Raw genomic sequence first — 20,316 nt, forward strand, 5'->3', positions numbered from 1 at the left:
CGGGAACAGAAATGGTTTCATCTCGTTGTCCTCATAGGTCATAATCGCGCAAGCGCGGGACGAGATGGAGGATACAAGATGATAACACGTGTGCTGACTGTCCTGGCTGCCGTCGCCGCCCTTGGCGCCTGCGCCAGTCCCACGCCCTATCAGGCCGCCGATGGATATGGCCGCGGTTACTCCGAATACCGAATTGAACAGAACCGCTTTCGGGTCTCGTTCGATGGTAATTCCCTGACTGATCGAGAAACCGTAGAAACCTATCTGCTGTTCCGCGCTGCCGAGCTGACGCTGGAACATGGCTATGACCACTTCATCGTGATCCGGCAGGAACTGGACCGGGACACCCGCGTCACGCCCTCGCATTACTCCGGTTTCCCCGTACGGTATGCTTACTTCCACCCTCGCTACGGATGGATCACCCGCTTCGATCCATTCTGGGATGACGTCAGCTACCGCGAAACCACCCAGTACGAGGCGAGCGCCGAGATCATCATGGCATCCGGTCCGAAACCGCCCAATGACCCCTATGCCTTCACGGCGCGCGAGGTTATCGACAACATCGGACCCAACGTCGTGCGCCCTCCGATCCAGTAATCAAGCACCCCAGGATGCAAAAGAGGCCGGGCGTCGTCGCCCGGCCTCCTCACGTCATGTATCGCCTGCCGCTATTTCGGGGGCATGCGGGCACCAGCATCAAGCCGGACGCATTCCGCATTGATGTAGTCCGACGAAACCATGAAGGCGACGAGATCGGCGTATTCGGCCGGAGTGCCAAAGCGCTGCGGGAACTGCAGGTGTGAAGCCAGCGAGGTTTTCACTTCCGGCGGCATCTGCTCGTAAATGGGAGTCTCGAAGAACCCCGGAAGGATTGTGTTCACGCGGATCTGTTCGCGGGCAAGGTCACGCGCCATCGGCAAGGTCATGCCGTAGATGCCGCCTTTGGAGGCCGCATAAGCAACTTGGCCGATCTGGCCGTCCTGCGCGGCAACAGACGCGGTGTTGACGATCACGCCCCGTCCGGAACCGTCCAGCGGGTCCAATGTCATCATGCCCGCCGCAGCCTTTGCAGCGCACATGAAGGAGCCGACGAGATTGACCGAGATGACGGTTGAGAACCCCTTGAAGGTATGAGCGCTGATTTCTCCCGACGAGGAAGAGCGACGCGCCGTTTTTTCGGCCCAGCCAATGCCGGCACAGTTCACGAAGATGCGCTCTTGACCATGCGCATCCCGAGCCTTGGCGAAACCTGCGTCAACGCTCGCTTCATCCGCAACATTAACTTGGCAGAAAACGCCGCCGATCTCCTTGGCGACTTGCTCGCCGCGCTCGGCATTCATGTCGAAGATGGCCACTTTGGCGCCATCTTGGGCCAGCCGGCGCGCTGTGCCTTCACCGAGGCCGGAGGCCCCGCCGGTGACAATGGCGGCAATGGAGGAGTCGATTTTCATGTTGGGATCTCCGTATCGGTTCGGTCAGACAGCGGCATAGCGCGTCCCCATGGAAATGCAAATGCGCATCGTGCCATTCCGTCTGGGAGGCGTGAATAGCGCCTTCGCAGGACGAAGCCGCAATGCTAAGCCACGCACATAGAGCAACCCGCGAGGCCGTCCCATGACCACACCTACCGCCCTGATACTGCATGGTGGAGCCGGCGTTATGGCGGACCACGGCTACGCGCACGAACGAGAGCAGCTTCAAGCCTTGGCCGAGCGCGGGAAAGCAATGCTGAAGGACGGCATTACGGCGGTAAATGTCGTTACCGAAATGGTCACGGCACTGGAAGCTTGCGGCCTGTACGTTGCCGGTAAAGGTGCGTCACCAAACAAGGCGGGCCGCTATGAGCTGGATGCAGCGATCATGGATGGCTCCCAACGCCGCGCCGGATCCGTTGCTGCTTTGACCGGTTTCATTAGTCCGGTTCAGGTGGCCCGGGCGGTAATGGACCGCACACCCCATGTCATGCTGGTTGGACGTGGAGCGGACCAGTTTGCCAATGAGAACGGGCTGGAACGAGTCGATAGTGTCAACGATTACTACACGCCAGCGGCCGCTCCGGATGATCGCGAGTATCCGACCGGAACAGTGGGTTGCGTCGCACTCGACAACGCCGGACGCCTGGCAGCTGCCACTTCGACCGGTGGCACCCTCAACAAGCTTGAGGGGCGTGTTGGCGACTGCCCGATCATCGGAGCCGGGACGTGGGCCGATGACGCAGTTGCAATTTCATGTACCGGTCAAGGCGAGTTCTTCATGCGGTGCGGGACAGCTCGGGAGGTCAGCGCGCGCATGGCGTATAAAGGCGAAAGCTTGGAAGCGGCAAGCCGGGCCGCGCTGGGTGAGATTGCCCGGCTGGGCGGCGAGGGGGGCCTGATCGCGGTCGATCGGCTGGGCAATATTGCCCAGCCATTCAACTCGCCAGGCATGAAGCGTGCCACGGTTGATGGCACAGGCCGTATCAGCGTGAATTTCGATTAGGAGCCAAACATGCGCGGATACTTTGCGGTGGGCGCGGAAGGTATTTCCAAACCCATGAATCTAGGCGCCATCTTGCGGACGGCCCATGCCTTTGGAGGCAGTTTCACTTTCTCGGTAGGAGCGCACCACAGGGTCCGCGATGTCTACAATGCCGACACCGCCAAATCGGTCTCGCACGTGCCGTATTATCAATGGGATGACATGTCGGACATGGCACTGCCCGCGCAATGCCAGTTGGTTGGAATCGAGCTCACGGACGAAGCGGTCGACCTTCCCAGCTTCCGTCACCCCTTGTGTGCAGCCTATGTGTTCGGACGCGAGCGTGGCTCACTGAGCGAGGCCATGCAGGCCCGCTGCGACCACATCGTCAAAATCCCGACCAAATTCTGCGTCAATGTCTCAGTCGCCTGCGCCGTTACACTGTATGATCGGACCTTATGTTTTGGTGGCTTCCCGGACCGCCCGCTGATGCCGGGCGGACCGGCAGCATCGGAGAACCTGGCGGCCAAAAAATTTGGTCATCACCGATAACTTTCTACAGGTCCGTTCCGCTTAGCGGCGCGTTAACCTGGCAGGGTCCACGCCATGGGTTGCCGATTGGCGCATTGACCCGTTTTGCCATAGAGGATTCTGACCCGTGCAATCGCGACTTTTCCTTACAGCTCTGGCGCTCAGCGCGTCACTTGCCACTCCGGTCGCCGCCCAGACGCAGCCTGAATTCCAAGGCGAGTACACCGACTGGCGTGTTTTCACTCGCACGACGGACGCTGGCCGGGTTTGTTATACGCTAAGCCGACCAACCGACAGCACGCCGTTGGCCCATGCGCACGGCAATGTCTATTTCCTGATTTCCAGCTGGCAGTCCGGTGCGGTCGAGGAACAGCCCAGTTTGCTGGTGGGCTATAATCTGCGCCCGACCAGCCCTCCACAGGCGCGAGTCGGGTCGAACCGGTACGACATGTTCACGGATGGCCAGGAGGGCTTTCTGGACGATCTCGGCGACGAGCCGGATCTGGTGCGTGAAATGAAACGCGGCTCATCGATGCGGGTTACAGCAACAACAGCGGACGGCGTTGCCACGTCCTACGAATTTTCCCTCTCGGGTGTTACCGCTGCGCTCGACCGTGTGGAAAGCCTGTGCCGATAGACCACCGGCTCATATTGCAGGATTAGGCAGAGACACGCTTCTATGATATGGCGCGCGGCTTCCTGACGCCCACAAAGCTGTACTCGACCATGACCCATGCGCTGAACATCTCCGACAGCCAGCCTCGCGCGCCTCGCATCGACGAGACGACCCCGGCTCCGTTGCCCAGCTTGGCCGGCCTGACCCGTCCGCAAATGCGGGAAGCGGCGCTGGCGTGCGGGGTGGACGAGAAAAAGGCTCGCATGCGCGCCGATCAGATGTGGCGCTGGATTTACCATTACGGTGTTACATCTTTCGATGAGATGACTAACATTTCCAAGGATTTGCGCGCCGAGATGGCCGCTCGCTTTGCCCTGCACAGACCGCGTATTCTGGAGCGCCTTGTATCTGTCGATGGAACCCGGAAATATCTGATCGAACTGTCGCCGGGCGTCGAGTGCGAAACCGTATTTATTCCCGATGTGGCTCGGTCCGGCGCCCTTTGTGTGTCGAGCCAGGTCGGCTGCACGCTCAACTGCACATTCTGCCACACCGGCACCCAAGCGCTCGTCCGCAACCTGACGGCAGCCGAAATTGTCGCTCAGGTCATGATCGCCCGAGACGACCTCGGCGAATGGCCGACGTCGAACGAAGACCGTAAGATTACCAATATCGTCTTTATGGGCATGGGTGAACCACTATACAATCTCGACCATGTCAGCGATGCGATCGACATAATTTCCGATAATGAAGGCATCGCCATCTCCCGGCGCCGGACCACCGTGTCCACGTCCGGTGTTGTTCCGAAAATTCCCGAACTTGGTGCCCGCACCGGCACCATGCTGGCCATTTCCCTGCATGCCACAAACGACGCCCTGCGGGATGAGTTGGTGCCGCTGAACAAGAAGTATCCGCTGGCAGAGCTGATGGACTCGATCCGTGCCTATCCCGGCCTCGGCAATTCAAAACGTGTGACGTTCGAGTACGTGATGCTCAAAGGGGTCAATGACAGCCTGGCGGAAGCGCGCGAATTGGTGAAACTGCTGAAAGGCATTCCGGCAAAAATCAACCTGATCCCGTTCAACCCATGGCCGAATAGTCCCTATAAGTGTTCCGACTGGGACCAGATCGAAGCATTCGCTGACGTCGTCAACAAGGCGGGGTATGCGTCGCCGATCCGCACGCCGCGCGGTCGCGATATCTTTGCAGCTTGTGGGCAGCTACGCTCAGAGAGCGAGAAAGTGAAAGCCAGCGTGCTGCGCAAGCAACGCTTGGCTGCCGCGGAGAGTGACAACTCGGCCGCTTGATTTCGGTCAGGCACCGGTGGCCGCAGGCGGGGCGAACGGCGCCGCGCCGCCTTCAGGTTCAGGAGATCGTGTCTGATGCCGGTAGCGGTCCTTTACCGATGGAAACTCAAGCCGGGTAGGGAACAGGAATTCTCTGACGCCTGGGAAGAAGGCACGCGGCAGATCCACCTGGCCTGCAAATCCTATGGCGCCGCTCTTCACGAGGGCGAGACAGGCCTGTTTTGGTCCTATGCCATGTGGCCTGACGAAGAGACACGGAAATCCTGTTTCGCGGACAACGACTGGTTCAGTCTCGACTGCTTCCAAACCATGCAAGATTGTGTTGTCGAACGGTTCGAGGAAATCCCGCTGCACGTGCGCAAAGATGAACTCCAGCCTCGGGAACCCAGACTTGACGTTCCACGACTTTCCAGTGCGCGCCTTGACCTACGCCCCTTGCGCCTGTCTGACGCGTCGTCCTTGCTGCCCGCTTTGCAGAATGAAGAGACTATGCGTTTTTGGTCGCGAGGTCCGCTAAAGGACCTGGCAGAAGCTGAGCACTATCTCGCCTGGAATATTGGCACCAAAGGCGTACAGACTTGGGCGATCACCCGCTCAGAAGACTCAGATCTTGCCCTTGGCTGGGTCGCCTTGATCGACGAGAAGCCGGGGGCCGCCGAGCTTGGTTATATTTTATGCCCGTCCGCGCGTGGAAAAGGGCATGCAAGAGAGGCGGTCAACGAAGTTCTGGACTATGCGTTCGGACCGCGCGGATTGCGCCGCGTTTTTGCAGACTCTGATCCGGAAAACCTTGCTTCCATTCGCTTGTTGGAAGCTGTCGGCTTTCAGTTGGAGGGTCGACTGCGAGCAGCATGGCACACTCACATAGGCGTTCGAGACAGCCTGATATACGGCCAGATAGCCTCTGATCGCGGACAAGCGAAGCCTGCGGAACCATGAAATCTGGCCTCATAACGCGACAACACGAAACCCGCCATTAACCAAACCTGACCGAGAACGGCCCCTTCATCAGTTGGGCCTGTCGCATGTCAAGAAAACTGCGTTTCTTGCAACCCGCCCTGCTCGCGGGATTGGTGATCATCACACCGGCGCTCCTCGCGGCGGAATCGCCGGTTGAGGAACAAGCCGCCGTAGTATTCCCGCCGAGTTGGCAGCCGGCCGACATTCTACGGGCCGCAGCCCGTGCGGACGTGGAAATGGTGCGTCTCGGCGCATTGAACAACATCGCGATAATAACGCTGCCTGATGAAGCTGCGGGCGACCGCATTCGTCGATCAGGCGCCTGGCTTATCCTGCCCCCGGGGGCACTCGGCGGCTGCTTGCAGCGCCGCCTTTCGTAACCTCGCCATCACGCCAACCATAGGAGTCGCTTCATGACTGGTCTCGACCAAATCCGCACCAAGGCGCAAGGCGCTCTGACCCTTGTTCTGGTTGGTATGACCCTCATATATCCACTGGCCGGCTGGTTCGTCGCGCCGCAACGCATTCTGCCGGGGCTGGTGATCAGCATTATCGCCGTCGCTATAGCGGCAACGAGCTGGAAACTGACGCCCAACACTCCGACATCACGTGTCTCAACCGGGGTTGCCGTGATTATCGGGCCGGCATTGTTCGTGTATCTCTTCAGCGGCTCCGCCTGGCAGATCGACATGCACATGATGTTCTTTGGTGCATTGGCGATGACCGCGATCTTGCTCGACTGGAGAGTGATTGTGGCGGCCTCGGCGGTTACCGCCATCCACCACCTCTCGCTTAACTTCCTGTTGCCTTGGGCCGTTTTCCCAGATGGCGCGAATTTCGCCCGGGTCCTGTTCCACGCGGTCGTTGTGATTGGACAATCAAGCGCACTGGTTTGGATGACTTTCCAGGCAGCCAAGGCCCTGGTGGCAGCAGAGAGCGGCTCTATCAAAGCGATGGAAGCGCAAGAGGCCGCTGCCGCTAGTCAACTGGCGCAATCCAACACGCTGGCCAGCGCAGAAGAGAGCCGTCAATCAATTGCCCAGCTCGCAGTAGAGTTCGAATCTGCCTTGCGCCTGGTTTCGTCAGGTATATCCGGGGCGGCGCAGCAGGTGGACCAACTCGCCAGTCAACTCAACGAGGATGCCGAGGCAACGCGTTCCGGGGCGGAGACGGCCGCCGGGCGGGCCCAGCAGACAAATGGAGATGTGCAGTCGGTTGCCGCAGCAGCCCAACAGCTCTCCGCATCCATCAGCGAGGTTGCGCGCATTCTCGAGAACTCGGACGACGTTTCTACTCGGGCCGCTCAGGAGGCTCAGGGCGCCGGCCGGTCCATCGACGAGCTGGAAACGGCGGCGCGCGAAATCGAGGATATTATGCGGCTTGTGGCGGACGTGGCCGAGCAAACCAATCTGCTCGCGCTCAACGCCACAATCGAAGCGGCACGCGCGGGAGAGGCTGGTAAGGGTTTTGCCGTCGTTGCCTCCGAGGTCAAAGCCTTGGCGGAGCAGACAACCCGCGCCTCCAGCGACATCGCGTCAAAGATAGAGTCGATGCGAGGAGCATCCGGCGGTGCGGCCTCCGCACTCGGCCGCATTACCGAAATCATTTCGGAGTTACGCCAGTCCACCGAAAGCGTGCAGGGCGCATTCTCGCAGCAGAATGCAGCCACCCGCGAAATTGCCGAACTCGCAGAGAAAGCAGCCGGCGCTACTTCGGACGTCACGACAAGCATGAATGAAGTCAGCGGGGCGGCGGGCCGGACCAACGAGGCCGCGTCGAAATTCGCGCTCGCATCAGCCGAGCTTGGTGATTCAGCCCAGCGGCTGGACACCGAACTCAATCGCTTCAAGCAATCACTGGATGCCGCATGAGCCGCGACGCCGGGCCTGTTAGCCCGGCTTCCGGAACCGAAACACGAACCGATCAGTCTGCCGCCGGATCTCGGGATCGAAAACGCTGATCTGGCGGCCGTCTTCGGTATTGGCGAGCATGTCACTCTCGGCGTCGAGTTCGAAACCGGCGGCCATGATCTCCTCACGTACCAAATCCGCTTCAATGCGGTGCCAGTCTTCGACGTGGTCAATGCCCGTTCCGTTCGGCGCGTGGTGGTCAATTACAAGATAAACACCGCCCGGCTCAAGGGCGTCAAAGATAGCCGCATTCATCGCGGTCCGGTCCGTGCCATCCCATCCAGTATCATGGTAGAAAAGCACCATGAAAACAGCGTCCAGCGGCTCCTCCACCCCACTAGCAAACTGTTCGATCGGAGCTACGACATGGGTCACATTGGCCCGCTCCGCCGCCAGGTTGGCCAAGCCTTGATCGGTATCGGGAAAACGGTCGGCTACCCATTGGGCGTTGTGAGCATAAACATGCCCGGCCTCTCCGACCGCTGCGGACAGGATGCGAGTGTAATAACCACCACCCGCGCTTAGGTCTGCCACCTTCCAGCCGGGCTCTACACCAGCAAACAGGAGCACTTCGGCAGGATGCCGACTAACATCAAGCTGACGATCCTCCGGTGGACGGGACGCATCTGCGACCGCACCTTCAATCCCTGTGGTTTCAGGCTGCGTTACGTCTTGGGCGCCAGAACAGGCGGAGACGAGCAAAGCGACCGCAAAGGCCGATGTCAGAATTCGCATTAAGCCCTCCAGATTGGACCTGCGGATGTTCGCAAACTTTCCCGCATAGACCAAAATCACGACTGCGTGTGACGTCGTGAATCAAAGGTTTACCGGCTGGAAAGAATACTCCGTCCTAATAATCAATTGTCCGGCCAGTGTTTCTCGATCGGTCACTCACCAGGGGGTATCGCCATGCAGTTCATTCTTGCCTTCGCCGCTTGCCTGTCCGCGCTGGCAGCGTGGCTGTATCGACACGAAAGCAGGCGCTAACCCCTAGGTCAGCGCCTGCGATCAAGTCTAATATTCTCTGGTTCGGTCAGGACCCCTCTAAGCTCTAACGCGTTCCCAGCGCATCCTTGACGCGCTTTTCGATCTCGCTGACGGGCTGGTTGACCACGTCCTTGCCGTGCTCCACCAAGAGTTCGGAAAGCTGGTCGGAATAGTGCTGACGAGCCTCACCCAGAACCGTCGGCGGTGCCAGCAGGACCAGACGATCAAACTCCTTGCGCTCCGCGGCTTCGTTCAGACCCTCAATGGCGGAACGAATGAAGCGGTTTTTCTCCTGATCGTGGAAATTGGTCTCGTCCATCGAAGAGCGGCCCGAACCGTCGTCATGCATGCGACCCGGCTTATCCGCCGCCAGCTCTCGATCCGGCGGCGTGTCGGGATCCCGCTCCTCGAGCAACTTGAGATTAGGATGGTCGTCGAACCCCTCGTTCTTCCAACGCAGCAGCTTGCCGCCGTCCAATGCCACCACCCAAGTCACTGCATCGATAGTCGGGTTCATTGAGATCTCTCCTGCTTGCTTCAATCATACTATGCCACACCTGCAGCCAGATGCGCATTGTCTGCAATTCGAAGAAACAACGGGTTCAGGAGGTCATGCGTTCCGCGCTGATCACGCCCCGACGAGCTTGACCAGTCCGTCTTCGACGATGATGTCGACAGGCTCCAGTGACATGCCTTCGGCCGGTCCGCCGACACATGCCCCACCGATTGCATCGAAACTCGCGCCGTGCGCAGGGCATACGATAGCCTGTGACGCGTGAACCAAGACCCTGCCATCTCGCAAAGTCAGACATTGCTGGGCATGCGGGCAGCGATTTACCCAGGCCCGGATCATGCCGCCCGAGCGAACCAGCACAACCGAACCGCTGGAATCCGGCACGGCTTTACCAGTGCCATCCGGCAGATCCTCCACCCGAGCCAGCTCCGAGTTTGTCACAAGATCACCTCGTCAGGTGGATTGACGACCCATTTGTAGGGCGACACCTCGACCCGCTCGAAAAGTCCGGCGCGGTTGTACGGATCGGTTCTCAGCCAGGTCTCGACGGCGGCTCTCTCGGAGGCCTCCACGATCAGCAGTGATCCAGCCATTTGCCCCTGGTCGTCCATCCAGGGCCCTGCGGCCTTGATCATCGCGCCGGCTTCTTTCAGCCACGCAAGGTGCGCATCGCGATTGGCGATGCGCACCGGAAGCGCGCATTGTCGGTCCCGCGCATAAACCAGGAAAAGCATCACTGGACTTCCAGAGTGAATGGTCGTGAAAGCAACGCCTCGATTGCATCATCCACTCCGAGGCGACCAGACAGTACCGCGTCAACGGCCTCGCATATCGGCATCTCGACATCATGCCGACGGGCCAGTTCCAGCACGGCGGGCGCACTCGCCACTCCTTCCGTGACCGACCGGCGAGATGACAGGATATCATCGAGTGAAACACCGCGCCCAAGGGCCAGACCGCAGGACATATTACGGGACTGGGGCGATGAGCAGGTCAGAACCAGGTCGCCTAGACCGCACAGGCCGGCGAGCGTCTCCCTGTGCGCCCCAAGGGCTAGTGCGAGACGGGTCATTTCAGCAAAGCCCCGGGCAATCAACGCTGCGTGGGCAGACTTGCCCAGCCCCCTGCCCTCGGATATCCCGCAAGCGATAGCGAGTACGTTTTTCACGGCTCCGCCGATCTCCGCTCCGATCAGATCGGTGGCCAGGTAGGGCCGGAAACGCGGTGTCCCGAGCGCCTCGGCCAGATTACGCCCCACAGTCTCGTCCTGACAGGCTAGCGTGACCGCAGTGGGGAGGCCGTTCGCGGTATCAATCGCGAAACTCGGGCCGGACAGGACTGCGGGAATCGCCGCCGGAATGGTTGCCGATAGCACATCCGTCATCAGGCTCAGAGAGCCCTGCTCAATACCCTTGGCACACAAGACAATGGGTAAGCCCGGTCGGGCGAACGGCGCAAAGCTCTCCAATACCCGTCGGAGATGCTGCGCCGGGGCAACGGCAAGCACGGCATCGCAAGCGTCCAGCTCCGCCATTCCCGTGACGGCCACAACACCCGGATCAAGAGTGACCTCTGGCAGGTAGACCGTGTTGACATGCCGCTGATTAATGCTGTCCGCCACATCGTTTTCGAATGCCCACAGCAACACATCACGGCCAGCTGTTGCGGCAGTTTGCGCCAAGGCTGTACCCCAAGCCCCCGCCCCAATGACACCGATAGTCTGAAATTCGCTCACGCTTTCGGTCCTTTTCGTCCAGAGCCGATGACCGGAGCGAGCTTGGCGGAATGTGAGTCCAATGGCCAGCGCGCCCGAGCCGGCGCATCAAGGTCATCCACCTCCCCGGCCATCAGTTTTTCCAACCCGACGAGGGCAATCATGGCTGCATTGTCAGTACACCAGCGCATCGGCGGCGCCCTGAGAACGAAATCGTTCTGCGAGGCCATTCCTTCCAAGGCTGCGCGAACGGTCGCGTTGGCGGCCACACCACCCGCAACGACAAAGCGGTGATGCCCACCCTCTGTCGGAAACCGGTCGGCGAACTGATGCATGGCCCGTCCAGTTCGGTCGGCGAGGGAAGCGGCAATCGCCGCCTGAACCGAAGCTGCCAGATCGGCTTTGTCCTGATCGCTCGGGGAGGGGAGGCCCTGCCATATCTGCCGGGCCTTCGTCTTGAGGCCCGCGAACGAGAAATCGCAGCCAGGCTGCCCGCGAAGCGGGCGCGGAAGATCAAATCGCGTCGCATCGCCTGATTTCGCACAACGCTCCAGTGCCGGTCCGCCGGGAAACCCCAGCCCCATGATCTTGGCTGTCTTGTCGAACGCCTCCCCAGCGGCATCGTCGAGTGTCGAACCCAGCCTGTGGTATCGCCCGACCGATTCGGCGATCAGAAGCTGGGTGTGGCCGCCTGAGACCAGAAGGAGCAGATAGGGGAAATCCACTGCCTCGCCGAGACGAGGCGAAAGCGCATGCCCCTCGAGGTGATTGACCGCTATCAACGGTTTGTCGCACCCGAGGGCTAGCCCCTTGGCAGTCATGAGCGCAGCCATGACACCGCCGACCAAGCCAGGGCCGGCTGTCGCGGCAAAGGCGTCGATATCCTCAAGCGCCAAGCCGGCGCGACTCAAGGCCGCGCGGACTAGGCCATCCATCGCTTCGGCGTGGGCCCGCGCAGCGATCTCCGGAACCACACCACCATAAGGGGCATGGGCGTCTTCCTGGCCCAGCACCAAGTCGGCCAGAATTTCAGGCGCGCCGTCACCGCTCCGACGCAGGATCGCCACGGCTGATTCGTCACAGCTGGACTCAAGGCCGAGCACCGTCAGCGTCGGCGCTTGCGTAGTGGAGGCGGGGGGCGCTAAGTCCATGACCTGACCACTAGCCGCAACACTGGAAACCTGCAACGTGAAGCCGCCGTCTCAACCCATGCCCATCGCCACGCGGCGCTCCCCGCTCGCACTGGCCCAAGCTCACGATGTGCAGCGACGCCTGGGTGCGACGTGCGGCCTGGCCGGGGCGGATGCCGAAGCCGCTTTCCCAGTTCTTGCCCTGGTCTCCACGGGGGACCGAATTCAGGACCGAACGCTTCTGGAAGCCGGTGGAAAAGGCCTTTTCACCAAGGAGATCGACGAGGCGATTCTGAAACGGCGCGCCCGTTTCGCGGTCCATTCAATGAAAGACGTCCCCACGGTAATACCGCCCGGGCTGACACTGGCCGCGATGCTTGAACGCGAAGACCCGCGAGACATGCTTCTGGCTCGAGGCGGTGAGAAGCGGCTGGTTGATTTGCCGGCTGGGATAACGGTCGGAACAGCCAGTCTGCGCCGGCAGGCGCAAGTCCTTCTCGCCAGACCTGACTTGCGAGTGGTGCCCCTCAGAGGGAATGTCGACACACGGCTTGGCAAGCTGGCAGAGGGCGAGATCTACGCAACTTTTCTCGCCCGAGCAGGTCTCAATCGGCTGGGGCGACCCGAGGCCGCCAGTCCACCGCTGGATCAGCACGAAATGCTTCCGGCAGCAGGCCAAGGCGCGGTCGGCGTGGCCATTGCCTGCGATGACGACGAAGCCGCCGGATATCTGAGCCCATTGGACCACCCCAGGACCCACACCGCAGTCTGCGCCGAGCGAGCCTGCCTGGACTCGCTGGACGGCTCCTGTCGAACGCCCATCGCTGCCCATGTGAATATCGAATCCATGGACTTCACCGCCGAAGTTTTGACTCCTGATGGTCAGATTCGTTGGCGTCATCAGACTCGATTCGACATGGATACAATGACAATGGACATGGCGGTGCGATTGGGCCGGGACTTGGGCGAAGCCATCCGCAGGGAAGCCGGGGACCGTCTTTCCTTGGCCTATATCCCGGCATGACGGTCCTCGTCACACGCGGCTGGCCCGGTGCCGAACAAACCGCCAGCGCGCTGCGGGAACGGGGCATCGACCCCATCATGTCCCCTGTCCTTGATATCAACTTCCGAGCCAAAATAGATACGTCGCTCGAGGATGTGCAGGCGCTAGTTTTTACCAGCGCCAATGGTGTCAGGGCCTGGGGGCCCAGACGGCCCGAACGCGACCTCGCCGTATTTACCGTGGGCGACAGCACAGCCGATGCTGCTCGCCAGATCGGTTTCAAGAAGGTGTTTTCCGCAAATGGCGATGTGGACACACTCATCGAGCTCATTAAACGCAAGCGCACTACAGAACGCGGCGCTCTTTTGCATGTGCGGGGCATCCATGTTGCCGGCGACCTCGCTGGCTCCCTACGCCGTGCCGGCTTCACGGTACGAGAAGCGATCGGCTATGGGGCCGTCTCGGTCGACACTTTAAGCGAAGAAGCCATAGCAGCCATTGTTTCTGGGGCTCCGGTCCGGGTGCTTGTTCATTCAGCCCGGGGCGCCAAGACCTTGCTTGAACTCCTGAGGAAATTCGGACTTCACAACTGGCTCGGCTCGGTGAGCGTGTACGGTATTTCTCCTAAAGCCCTGGCGCCGCTAGAAGGAGCCGGGTTCGCTAGGCTCCTGGCGGCAAAAGCACCGAATGAGGACGCGCTCCTTGGCCTGCTGGAAGACCGTTCGGAACTGGCGTCCGCTGTCGACGCGTCATAAGGTGCCCCAGCCTCTAGGAATCATGGGTCCCGATGACGGAAAACGACGCCAGTATCGACGCTGAACCGGTAGACGCTGAGTTCGAGCCCGCGCCTTCAGACACATCGGGCCGGCCCCGCGCGGCCGGCCTTGCGATCTGGATACCCGTGCTTGCGATAACCTTGCTTGCCACCGCGGCGATGACATTCTTTCTGAGTCGTAACGATGCTGTTCCGCTCACATTGCAGAGCGAGGACGCAGCCGAACGAACGAGTCCGGATACTTCAAGTGATGAGCTGGCAAACCGAGTTGAAGTTCTCGAAGATTCACTCCGGTCGCTATCGGATATGTCAGACAGGCTGACGGCCATGACGGAGCGGGTAGGCGTTCTCGAGAGCGGGATCGAACGCACTGAGCGGCTTTCCCGTCGGCTCGCCGCCGCGGAATCCGCGTTGGCTGATCTACCCCGCCCCGCATCTGGCGACGAAACCGATACAATGGTAGCGGCCGAGCAACGGCTCGACGCCCTCGAACAGGAATCGAATCGGCACTCACAGCTGATTGATCAGGCGCTGGATGCGGTGACCACAGTGACCGCAAATACGGTGGATCCAGCATGGGTGGCCGATATCAATGCACGCCTCACTGCGCTTGAGGCAGTAGACCCGGTCGTACCGGCGGACACCACGGCACTTGAGAACCAGTTGACTGCGCGCCTCGAACGACTTGAAGCCCAACTTGCCGTGTTGGATGCCCGTGTGGTCGATGCCAGCCGCGACGAGGTGGCTCCTGGTGACCCGGCTATTCGGCAAGACCGCAGCTTGCATCTTGCCTCGCGGGCCCTCGCCTTTGCGGCGCTGCACGAAGCCGCCGGGCAAGGCGAGAGCTTTGAAGCCGAACGACTCGCCTTGCTGCGGCATTGGCAGGACAACCGCGACCTAGCCGCGCTTGCGGTTTTTGCGCCTGATGGTGTTCCAACCCGAGCCGAGCTTCGAGACAGCTTCCCGCTTACCGAAATCCTGGACACCGAACCAACCCGGCGAGTCTTCTTCGGCTTGATTGAAACCCGGCCTGTTGCGCCCGGGACCGAAGGCGCTTCTGTCGGAGAGCTTGCCCGGCTCGTAGACCAGAAACTCGCCGAGAGCGATTTGGCTGCAGCGGTGACACTGGCGGGCGCGTTGCCCCCAACCGCGCAGGACGTGGCCGCGACGTGGCTTGTCAATGCGCGTGCCCGACTGGAATTGGAGCAAATCCTGACCCGTATTCGCGCCGCCTTGACCGGGGCCCTCGCAGAACAGGAGTCTGACCCGTCATGATCAGGCTTGTTCTGGCTGTCCTGCTTGCTCTTGCCACTGCGGCACTAGGTGCTTTCCTAGCACTCAATCCCGGCCAAGCCTCCTTTGAGTTTCTCGGGCAGCGCTGGGATATGCCCTTCGTGCTCGCTGCTGGAGGCATCCTTGTCATTGGCTTCGTCACTCTGGTGATCTGGTGGGGCATCTACCTGCTGTGGACTTCTCCAGACAAGATGAAGGCCTTTCTTGCAAGACGCAGGCGCGAGCACGGCTATGACGCCTTGGAGAAAGCCCTGATCGCCTCGGCCGCAGGTGACGGCGAAACCGCAGTACGCCAAGCGGCCCGCGCCGACACCTTGCTGGAACGCCCAGCGCTATCACGTCTGCTGGCAGCCCGCGCTTCGGAAGCAGCAGGGAATCTAGATGCCGCGCAGGCGCATTATGACGCCCTCCTAGAAGATCCACGCACCCGTCTCGTGGCTCGTCGAGGCCTTACGCAGATCGCCCGTGAACGAGGTGATCACGCAACCACGGCCGAACACGCCCGCGATGCCTTCGAACAGGCCCGGCACGCGCGATGGGCCTTCGATGCCCTGTTCGATGCGCAAGTCGCCGATACACGCTGGACGGAAGCCGCAGCGACCCTGCGCGAGGGCGAGAAGCGAGGACACATTCCGCAGGACAGGGCTCGGCGCCGCGGCGCCGTGGTGCTCACCGCCGCCGCGCTTGCGATCGAGGTCGAAGACGGCGAGCGAGCGCGCGACCTTGCCTTGAGTGCCCACAAGCTGGCTCACGGGTTCGCGCCCGCTGCCGCACTGGCTGCGCGCCTTCTTGCCGAGGGTCGGCGCCACAAACGGGCCGCCGAGGTTCTTGAGACTGCATGGTCATCCCAACCCCACCCAGCGCTTGCTCAAGCCTATCGCGACCTGCGCAAGTCAGACAGCAAGGCTAAACGGCTCGAACGCCTGAAAGCCTTTGCCGAACTCAATCCCGAACACCGGGAAAGCCGCCTCATCCTGCTACAGGTAGCACTTGAACAAGCCGATGCAGCGACTGCACGATCCACGATCGCTCCCCTGGTCGCCGCTCCTGTGCCCTCGTCTCGTGTATGTGCGCTTGCAGCGCGCCTTGCCAGGTTGGAGGGTGCGGATGAGGAAGCCAAGCGCTGGATGACGCGCGCATCGCACGCCCCGACCGAAGCCGACTGGTCGGACATCGATCCGGACGGACGTCTGTTCGCATACACGTCGAGTGACTGGAAACGCATGGTCTACGTTTATGGCGACGAGCAGCGATTGACGCATCCGCGTTATGAGCGCTTCGAGAATTATGCTGGCGCGGTGCCGGAGACCGCTCTCTTGGAAGCACCACGGCCCACCACAGCGGCCGCGTCGCGGGTCGGTCAGTCTCCCAGTTTTGTATCTTCACCTCGCCCGCCGGACGATCCAGGAGTCCAAGAGGACGATGTGGAGGCGAGATCGCAATGAACCGCTCCTCCTCACTGATCGCGATTGTGGGTGGCTCGGCATCAGGCAAGACGCGTCTGGCGCACAGCCTGGCGCGTCAGCTAGCGGCGCTGGATGCCTATGTCATCAAGGAAGACGACTACTATGTCGACGCCGGAAACCTGCCGGGCTTCGACCCGTTGCAGTTCAACTTTGACGAGCCCGCAGCCAAGGACCACGACCTGCTCAGGCACCATCTGGCGCAGCTGAAAAGCGGTCAGGTCGTGGATGCCCCAAGGTATGATTTCACCACTCACTGCCGTTGCGCGACCTCCATTGAATGCGCGCCAGCCCCGGTAATCGTAGTTGAGGGCCTGCACCTTCTCGCCACACCCGAGCTGGCCGCCCTGTTCGATCTGAGCGTCTATGTCGACGCCTGCCAGGAAACCCGTTTCCGGCGACGCCTTGCGCGCGATATCGCCGAACGTGACCGCACCCCACAGTTCGTTCGCGATCAATTCGATAGCCTCGTGCAGCCCATGCACGTGGCTCACGTCGAGCCTCAGAAGCAAAATGCCGACTTGGTTATCGAGAATATGGGGGCGCCGAACTTCGAGATCCTGGTCAGACCGATCCTGTCTCGACTACCGATTCTGGAAGGGCCCGCAGAAACCGACTGATATCCACCTGTAGCAAGTGCGTGGCGGATGCGTTTGGCAAAGAATCGGGACTTGCGAGACCAGCCTTTCATCGCTAGGTTCCGCCGCCTCTGACCCCGTGCGGAGTCAGGTGGATTGGTTAGCCGCTTTAGCTCAGCTGGTAGAGCAACGCATTCGTAATGCGTAGGTCGCGTGTTCGAGTCACGCAAGCGGCACCATTTCTGCGATGACCCCGGGAACTACAGCACACCTTGTCGTCTGCCTGCCGCGTAACAAGGGGTCGTGGGCACATCATACCTTAGCTATCTTCGGCGACCGTCATCTGGGACTGCAAGTAGCGCTCTTCGCCAATTTTCGCGATCAGATCTAGCTGCGTTTCCAGATAGTCAATGTGTTCCTCTTCGGATTTGAGTATCTCTGTCAGCAGGGCGCGGGAGCCATAATCCTGAGCGGTCTCGCAATACGCAATCGCTTCCACATACATCGGATGAGCGCGGCGCTCGATGCGCAGATCGCACTCAAGGCACTCCTTGACCGTTTCACCGATATAGATCTTCGCCAGATCCTGGACGTTGGGCAGGCCTTGCAGGAACAAGATGCGGTCGATCAGTGCATCCGCATGTTTCATCTCGTCAATTGATTCGTCGTATTCCACCTTGGCCAAACGTCCCAACCCCCAGTCCTTGAACATGCGGGCATGGAGGAAGTACTGATTGATGGCAGCCAGTTCAGACTTCAGCGCTTCGTTTAGATACTCGATGACCTTGCTGTCGCCCTTCATGGCTCATTCTCCTGCTGAATGAGCCCATTCTAGGCGGAGCTGCGCCGTTGACCAGAAACAAATCCGGCCGAGGTGTGACAGCCTATTCGGCGGCGGCGGCCATCGGGTCCATGCGGTGGGCAGCAATCATGTCCGCCACATCCGGAAGGCATCGGCCGCATTTAGGCCGGGCGTCACAGCGTTTGAAGACACACGCGGCGGTCCGGACCTCCGGATCGGCTGCGGCCATCGACAGCTGACGGTCTTTCAGGGCGTTACAGATACACACATACATTCGCAGAGGATCCCATGAGCGTGATCCCCTTCTGTCGCGAATGCGAATGAATGTCAACCTCAGAGAGGTCGCGTTCATGACATTCTAGATCTTGTGGACATCCGACTTGTCGACAGCCGCTCGGATGCGGTGGGCAATGTGCAAGGGCATTTGCCCTGGCTCCGCCTTGAAGCTCTCATTTTTGTCCAGACGATCCATATCGTCCGGTATCTCGTGTTCATCCACACTCATTGAGCCCGACAGAATCAGAACAGGCGTGTCACCGACCCAAGTCTGAGCGGTTTCAAGCGTATCTTGGGGATGCATGGAATCCGGAAGACGCAGGTCCAAAAGCACCAGATCGAACTCGTGGGTTGCCAGGCGCTTCTTGGCATCCTTCAGGGTCCGCGCAACTTCGAACTCGATATCAAGATCGCCGGCCTCGCAAACCGCATGCTGGACCAGCATGGCGTCCGCGAAATCGTCTTCTATGTGCAAAACGCGTAGAGGCTGTCTCATCGGATACTCCCGCAGGCCCTCATGGTTGCGTCAAGGAACCAGGATGGCAAGCGCGGGCTTCAGTCAGAAATCGTCAGGCAAGGACAGGCCTGCACGTCGCGCCGCCGCTATAACCGTGTTGCGCAACAGCATGGCGATGGTCATTGGCCCTACACCACCCGGCACAGGCGTGATCGCGCGCGCCCTCGACGCTGCCCCGGCATAATCCACATCACCCACCAGCCGCGACTGCCCCTCACCCCGCTCGGGGGCAGGAATCTTGTTGATTCCGACGTCTAGCACCAAGGCGCCAGGCTTGATCCAGTCCCCCTTGATCATTTCAGGCCGTCCAACGGCGGCCACTACGATGTCAGCCCCCCTCAGAAGGCCAGGCAGGTCAGCTGTCCTGGAGTGGGCGATAGTCACCGTGGCGTTTTTCTCGAGGAACAGCATAGCGGCCGGCTTACCCACCAAGATCGACCGTCCAACCACGACAACAGACTTGCCACTCAAATCGCCGAGCTCTTGCTCCGCCAGAAGCACGCACCCCGCCGGGGTGCAGGGCCGCAATCCCGGCAAACCCAGAAGCAACCGGCCCGCACTGGCTTCGGTCAGGCCATCGACATCCTTGTCCGGATCTATCGCATCAATAATGCGGTGGGCCGACATGTGCGCGGGCAACGGCATCTGAACCAGGATGCCATCGACATCCTCATCCTCATTAAGCTCGGTAACTGCGCCAATAACAGCGCCCTCAGCGACGTCTGCCGGCAACCGGACCTCGATCGACCTCAGGCCCGCAGCTTCAGTCCTCTTGACCTTGTTGCGGACATAGACGTGGCTCGCTGGATCGTCGCCGACGAGGACCACTGCCAGGCAGGGCATGCGCCCCAAACCGGCGGCCATGCGCTCCGCCTGGGCCGCCGCCCGGGCATCGATGTTCGCGGCGACTGCCTTGCCGTCGATTCGTCTGGCATTCATGGCTCTGTTCTCCAACGGCCGCTTCCGGCCGGGTCGTGTTTCAAGTCAGGAACTCAACGCCTCAAATCGCCATGCAGTAACGCGCATCGCCGAACAGCGGGCACAGCACTCCTCCGACCACATAGCCCTTCACGAACATGATGATAAGCAGCAGAACGATTGGCGAGAAATCCAGTCCGCCGAGGGGCGGAAGTATACGGCGAATAGGTGACAGCAAGGGTTCTGTGACGGCATTCGTCATGCGCCAGATCGTATAAACGAACTGATTATTGGCATTGATCACATTGAAATTGATCAGCCAGCTCATGATCACGCCGACAAAAACAAGGATCAGGATGATATTTAGGAGTGGCAGAACAAAATAGAAAAGCAGGGCCTGGAGGAGGGTCATGGGCGATTGGACCTTGTGAAACGCTTGATGGGTTGCTGTCCGCTTCTAGCCCGCCTGAGCCTGCGCGGTCCAGTTGCCAGTGCCGATTGCCCCGTCCGGCGCGGTTTCCGGCAGGTCGGTGCTCCCTTGCATTTCGGCGACTGGTCACAACGG

At 60.6% G+C, this 20,316-nt stretch carries 25 protein-coding genes and 1 tRNA gene; 14 read left to right on the plus strand and 12 right to left on the minus strand.

The window, feature by feature from the left end; translation table 11 throughout:
• Window positions 1-78: 78 nt before the first annotated feature.
• Complete coding sequence (locus ACXYMR_RS04000; protein WP_458941465.1) at window positions 79-597, plus strand: CC0125/CC1285 family lipoprotein; 519 nt, start codon at window positions 79-81, stop codon at window positions 595-597.
• Between the two features lie 71 nt (window positions 598-668).
• Here the strand turns inward: ACXYMR_RS04000 and ACXYMR_RS04005 are convergent, their stop codons facing one another.
• Window positions 669-1,451, minus strand: coding sequence for an SDR family NAD(P)-dependent oxidoreductase (locus tag ACXYMR_RS04005; protein WP_458941466.1), 783 nt, complete (start codon window positions 1,449-1,451; stop codon window positions 669-671).
• Between the two features lie 163 nt (window positions 1,452-1,614).
• On the opposite strand from ACXYMR_RS04005, the gene ACXYMR_RS04010 reads away from it, so the two are divergent.
• The 7 genes from ACXYMR_RS04010 to ACXYMR_RS04040 all read left to right on the plus strand — a co-directional run bounded on the left by ACXYMR_RS04010 (window position 1,615) and on the right by ACXYMR_RS04040 (window position 7,742).
• The gene (locus ACXYMR_RS04010; RefSeq protein WP_458941467.1) at window positions 1,615-2,478 is read left to right on the plus strand and encodes an isoaspartyl peptidase/L-asparaginase family protein; all 864 of its coding nucleotides are present in this window, start codon (window positions 1,615-1,617) and stop codon (window positions 2,476-2,478) included.
• Between the two features lie 9 nt (window positions 2,479-2,487).
• Window positions 2,488-3,009: an RNA methyltransferase gene (locus ACXYMR_RS04015; protein WP_458941468.1), complete on the plus strand. Its 522-nt coding sequence runs from the start codon at window positions 2,488-2,490 to the stop codon at window positions 3,007-3,009.
• A 106-nt stretch (window positions 3,010-3,115) separates the two neighbouring features.
• Window positions 3,116-3,625: an invasion associated locus B family protein gene (locus ACXYMR_RS04020; RefSeq protein WP_458941469.1), complete on the plus strand. Its 510-nt coding sequence runs from the start codon at window positions 3,116-3,118 to the stop codon at window positions 3,623-3,625.
• A gap of 89 nt (window positions 3,626-3,714) precedes the next feature.
• Window positions 3,715-4,911 (plus strand): 23S rRNA (adenine(2503)-C(2))-methyltransferase RlmN, encoded by a 1,197-nt coding sequence (rlmN, locus tag ACXYMR_RS04025; RefSeq protein ID WP_458941919.1) that lies wholly within the window; start codon window positions 3,715-3,717, stop codon window positions 4,909-4,911.
• A gap of 75 nt (window positions 4,912-4,986) precedes the next feature.
• The gene (locus ACXYMR_RS04030) at window positions 4,987-5,850 is read left to right on the plus strand and encodes a GNAT family N-acetyltransferase (protein ID WP_458941470.1); all 864 of its coding nucleotides are present in this window, start codon (window positions 4,987-4,989) and stop codon (window positions 5,848-5,850) included.
• A gap of 86 nt (window positions 5,851-5,936) precedes the next feature.
• Window positions 5,937-6,251, plus strand: a complete 315-nt coding sequence (locus ACXYMR_RS04035; RefSeq protein ID WP_458941471.1) for a hypothetical protein — start codon at window positions 5,937-5,939, stop codon at window positions 6,249-6,251.
• A 33-nt stretch (window positions 6,252-6,284) separates the two neighbouring features.
• Window positions 6,285-7,742, plus strand: a complete 1,458-nt coding sequence (locus tag ACXYMR_RS04040) for a methyl-accepting chemotaxis protein (protein ID WP_458941472.1) — start codon at window positions 6,285-6,287, stop codon at window positions 7,740-7,742.
• Window positions 7,743-7,760: 18 nt separating this feature from the next.
• On the opposite strand, the gene ACXYMR_RS04045 is transcribed toward ACXYMR_RS04040, so the two are convergent.
• The 6 genes from ACXYMR_RS04045 to tsaD all read right to left on the minus strand — a co-directional run bounded on the left by ACXYMR_RS04045 (window position 7,761) and on the right by tsaD (window position 12,147).
• Window positions 7,761-8,516 (minus strand): class I SAM-dependent methyltransferase, encoded by a 756-nt coding sequence (locus ACXYMR_RS04045; RefSeq protein WP_458941473.1) that lies wholly within the window; start codon window positions 8,514-8,516, stop codon window positions 7,761-7,763.
• A gap of 316 nt (window positions 8,517-8,832) precedes the next feature.
• Complete coding sequence (locus tag ACXYMR_RS04050; RefSeq protein WP_458941474.1) at window positions 8,833-9,285, minus strand: host attachment family protein; 453 nt, start codon at window positions 9,283-9,285, stop codon at window positions 8,833-8,835.
• A gap of 111 nt (window positions 9,286-9,396) precedes the next feature.
• The gene (locus ACXYMR_RS04055) at window positions 9,397-9,699 is read right to left on the minus strand and encodes a Rieske (2Fe-2S) protein (protein WP_458941475.1); all 303 of its coding nucleotides are present in this window, start codon (window positions 9,697-9,699) and stop codon (window positions 9,397-9,399) included.
• A 20-nt stretch (window positions 9,700-9,719) separates the two neighbouring features.
• Window positions 9,720-10,016, minus strand: a complete 297-nt coding sequence (locus ACXYMR_RS04060) for a YciI family protein (protein WP_458941476.1) — start codon at window positions 10,014-10,016, stop codon at window positions 9,720-9,722.
• Window positions 10,016-11,017 (minus strand): NAD(P)H-dependent glycerol-3-phosphate dehydrogenase, encoded by a 1,002-nt coding sequence (locus ACXYMR_RS04065; protein WP_458941477.1) that lies wholly within the window; start codon window positions 11,015-11,017, stop codon window positions 10,016-10,018. The genes ACXYMR_RS04060 and ACXYMR_RS04065 overlap by 1 nt, the downstream gene beginning before the upstream one ends.
• Window positions 11,014-12,147 (minus strand): tRNA (adenosine(37)-N6)-threonylcarbamoyltransferase complex transferase subunit TsaD, encoded by a 1,134-nt coding sequence (gene tsaD / locus ACXYMR_RS04070; RefSeq protein WP_458941920.1) that lies wholly within the window; start codon window positions 12,145-12,147, stop codon window positions 11,014-11,016. The genes ACXYMR_RS04065 and tsaD overlap by 4 nt, the downstream gene beginning before the upstream one ends.
• A gap of 58 nt (window positions 12,148-12,205) precedes the next feature.
• Here tsaD and hemC point away from each other — a divergent pair, with 58 nt between their 5' ends.
• The 6 genes from hemC to ACXYMR_RS04100 all read left to right on the plus strand — a co-directional run bounded on the left by hemC (window position 12,206) and on the right by ACXYMR_RS04100 (window position 17,477).
• Window positions 12,206-13,150 carry a hydroxymethylbilane synthase gene (hemC, locus tag ACXYMR_RS04075; RefSeq protein ID WP_458941478.1) on the plus strand — a complete coding sequence of 315 codons (945 nt, stop codon included), beginning with the start codon at window positions 12,206-12,208 and terminating at the stop codon, window positions 13,148-13,150.
• Window positions 13,147-13,884 carry a uroporphyrinogen-III synthase gene (locus tag ACXYMR_RS04080; protein WP_458941479.1) on the plus strand — a complete coding sequence of 246 codons (738 nt, stop codon included), beginning with the start codon at window positions 13,147-13,149 and terminating at the stop codon, window positions 13,882-13,884. The genes hemC and ACXYMR_RS04080 overlap by 4 nt, the downstream gene beginning before the upstream one ends.
• A gap of 32 nt (window positions 13,885-13,916) precedes the next feature.
• Window positions 13,917-15,179: a COG4223 family protein gene (locus tag ACXYMR_RS04085; protein WP_458941480.1), complete on the plus strand. Its 1,263-nt coding sequence runs from the start codon at window positions 13,917-13,919 to the stop codon at window positions 15,177-15,179.
• Window positions 15,176-16,642, plus strand: a complete 1,467-nt coding sequence (locus tag ACXYMR_RS04090; protein WP_458941481.1) for a heme biosynthesis HemY N-terminal domain-containing protein — start codon at window positions 15,176-15,178, stop codon at window positions 16,640-16,642. Before ACXYMR_RS04085 ends, ACXYMR_RS04090 begins: the two co-directional genes overlap by 4 nt.
• A complete protein-coding gene (gene udk, locus ACXYMR_RS04095; RefSeq protein WP_458941482.1) occupies window positions 16,639-17,280 on the plus strand; it encodes a uridine kinase in 642 nt (213 codons plus the stop codon). The genes ACXYMR_RS04090 and udk overlap by 4 nt, the downstream gene beginning before the upstream one ends.
• A 121-nt stretch (window positions 17,281-17,401) precedes the next feature.
• Window positions 17,402-17,477, plus strand: a tRNA-Thr gene (locus tag ACXYMR_RS04100).
• 80 nt (window positions 17,478-17,557) lie between these two features.
• Here the strand turns inward: ACXYMR_RS04100 and bfr are convergent.
• The 5 genes from bfr to ACXYMR_RS04125 form a co-directional block, all read right to left on the minus strand.
• A complete protein-coding gene (gene bfr / locus ACXYMR_RS04105) occupies window positions 17,558-18,040 on the minus strand; it encodes a bacterioferritin (protein ID WP_458941483.1) in 483 nt (160 codons plus the stop codon).
• An 82-nt stretch (window positions 18,041-18,122) separates the two neighbouring features.
• Entirely contained in the window at window positions 18,123-18,392 is a 270-nt protein-coding gene (locus tag ACXYMR_RS04110; protein WP_458941484.1) for a (2Fe-2S)-binding protein, read from the minus strand.
• A gap of 6 nt (window positions 18,393-18,398) precedes the next feature.
• The gene (locus ACXYMR_RS04115; RefSeq protein ID WP_458941485.1) at window positions 18,399-18,812 is read right to left on the minus strand and encodes a response regulator; all 414 of its coding nucleotides are present in this window, start codon (window positions 18,810-18,812) and stop codon (window positions 18,399-18,401) included.
• 63 nt (window positions 18,813-18,875) lie between these two features.
• Window positions 18,876-19,772, minus strand: coding sequence for a bifunctional methylenetetrahydrofolate dehydrogenase/methenyltetrahydrofolate cyclohydrolase FolD (folD, locus tag ACXYMR_RS04120; protein WP_458941486.1), 897 nt, complete (start codon window positions 19,770-19,772; stop codon window positions 18,876-18,878).
• Between the two features lie 61 nt (window positions 19,773-19,833).
• On the minus strand, window positions 19,834-20,163 hold the full coding sequence (locus ACXYMR_RS04125) for a YggT family protein (protein ID WP_458941487.1): 330 nt from the start codon (window positions 20,161-20,163) through the stop codon (window positions 19,834-19,836).
• Window positions 20,164-20,316 lie beyond the last annotated feature (153 nt).

Source organism: Maricaulis sp. CAU 1757 (assembly GCF_054482675.1).

Coding starts and splice junctions, on each gene's coding strand:
- ACXYMR_RS04000 (WP_458941465.1), top strand. CDS start 79: ATGATAACACGTGTGCTGACTGTCCTGGCTGCCGTCGCCGCCCTTGGC.
- ACXYMR_RS04005 (WP_458941466.1), bottom strand. CDS start 1,451: ATGAAAATCGACTCCTCCATTGCCGCCATTGTCACCGGCGGGGCCTCC.
- ACXYMR_RS04010 (WP_458941467.1), top strand. CDS start 1,615: ATGACCACACCTACCGCCCTGATACTGCATGGTGGAGCCGGCGTTATG.
- ACXYMR_RS04015 (WP_458941468.1), top strand. CDS start 2,488: ATGCGCGGATACTTTGCGGTGGGCGCGGAAGGTATTTCCAAACCCATG.
- rlmN (WP_458941919.1), top strand. CDS start 3,715: ATGACCCATGCGCTGAACATCTCCGACAGCCAGCCTCGCGCGCCTCGC.
- ACXYMR_RS04030 (WP_458941470.1), top strand. CDS start 4,987: ATGCCGGTAGCGGTCCTTTACCGATGGAAACTCAAGCCGGGTAGGGAA.
- ACXYMR_RS04035 (WP_458941471.1), top strand. CDS start 5,937: ATGTCAAGAAAACTGCGTTTCTTGCAACCCGCCCTGCTCGCGGGATTG.
- ACXYMR_RS04040 (WP_458941472.1), top strand. CDS start 6,285: ATGACTGGTCTCGACCAAATCCGCACCAAGGCGCAAGGCGCTCTGACC.
- ACXYMR_RS04045 (WP_458941473.1), bottom strand. CDS start 8,516: ATGCGAATTCTGACATCGGCCTTTGCGGTCGCTTTGCTCGTCTCCGCC.
- ACXYMR_RS04050 (WP_458941474.1), bottom strand. CDS start 9,285: ATGAACCCGACTATCGATGCAGTGACTTGGGTGGTGGCATTGGACGGC.
- ACXYMR_RS04060 (WP_458941476.1), bottom strand. CDS start 10,016: ATGCTTTTCCTGGTTTATGCGCGGGACCGACAATGCGCGCTTCCGGTG.
- tsaD (WP_458941920.1), bottom strand. CDS start 12,147: ATGGACTTAGCGCCCCCCGCCTCCACTACGCAAGCGCCGACGCTGACG.
- hemC (WP_458941478.1), top strand. CDS start 12,206: ATGCCCATCGCCACGCGGCGCTCCCCGCTCGCACTGGCCCAAGCTCAC.
- ACXYMR_RS04080 (WP_458941479.1), top strand. CDS start 13,147: ATGACGGTCCTCGTCACACGCGGCTGGCCCGGTGCCGAACAAACCGCC.
- ACXYMR_RS04085 (WP_458941480.1), top strand. CDS start 13,917: ATGACGGAAAACGACGCCAGTATCGACGCTGAACCGGTAGACGCTGAG.
- ACXYMR_RS04090 (WP_458941481.1), top strand. CDS start 15,176: ATGATCAGGCTTGTTCTGGCTGTCCTGCTTGCTCTTGCCACTGCGGCA.
- udk (WP_458941482.1), top strand. CDS start 16,639: ATGAACCGCTCCTCCTCACTGATCGCGATTGTGGGTGGCTCGGCATCA.
- bfr (WP_458941483.1), bottom strand. CDS start 18,040: ATGAAGGGCGACAGCAAGGTCATCGAGTATCTAAACGAAGCGCTGAAG.
- ACXYMR_RS04110 (WP_458941484.1), bottom strand. CDS start 18,392: ATGAACGCGACCTCTCTGAGGTTGACATTCATTCGCATTCGCGACAGA.
- ACXYMR_RS04115 (WP_458941485.1), bottom strand. CDS start 18,812: ATGAGACAGCCTCTACGCGTTTTGCACATAGAAGACGATTTCGCGGAC.
- folD (WP_458941486.1), bottom strand. CDS start 19,772: ATGAATGCCAGACGAATCGACGGCAAGGCAGTCGCCGCGAACATCGAT.
- ACXYMR_RS04125 (WP_458941487.1), bottom strand. CDS start 20,163: ATGACCCTCCTCCAGGCCCTGCTTTTCTATTTTGTTCTGCCACTCCTA.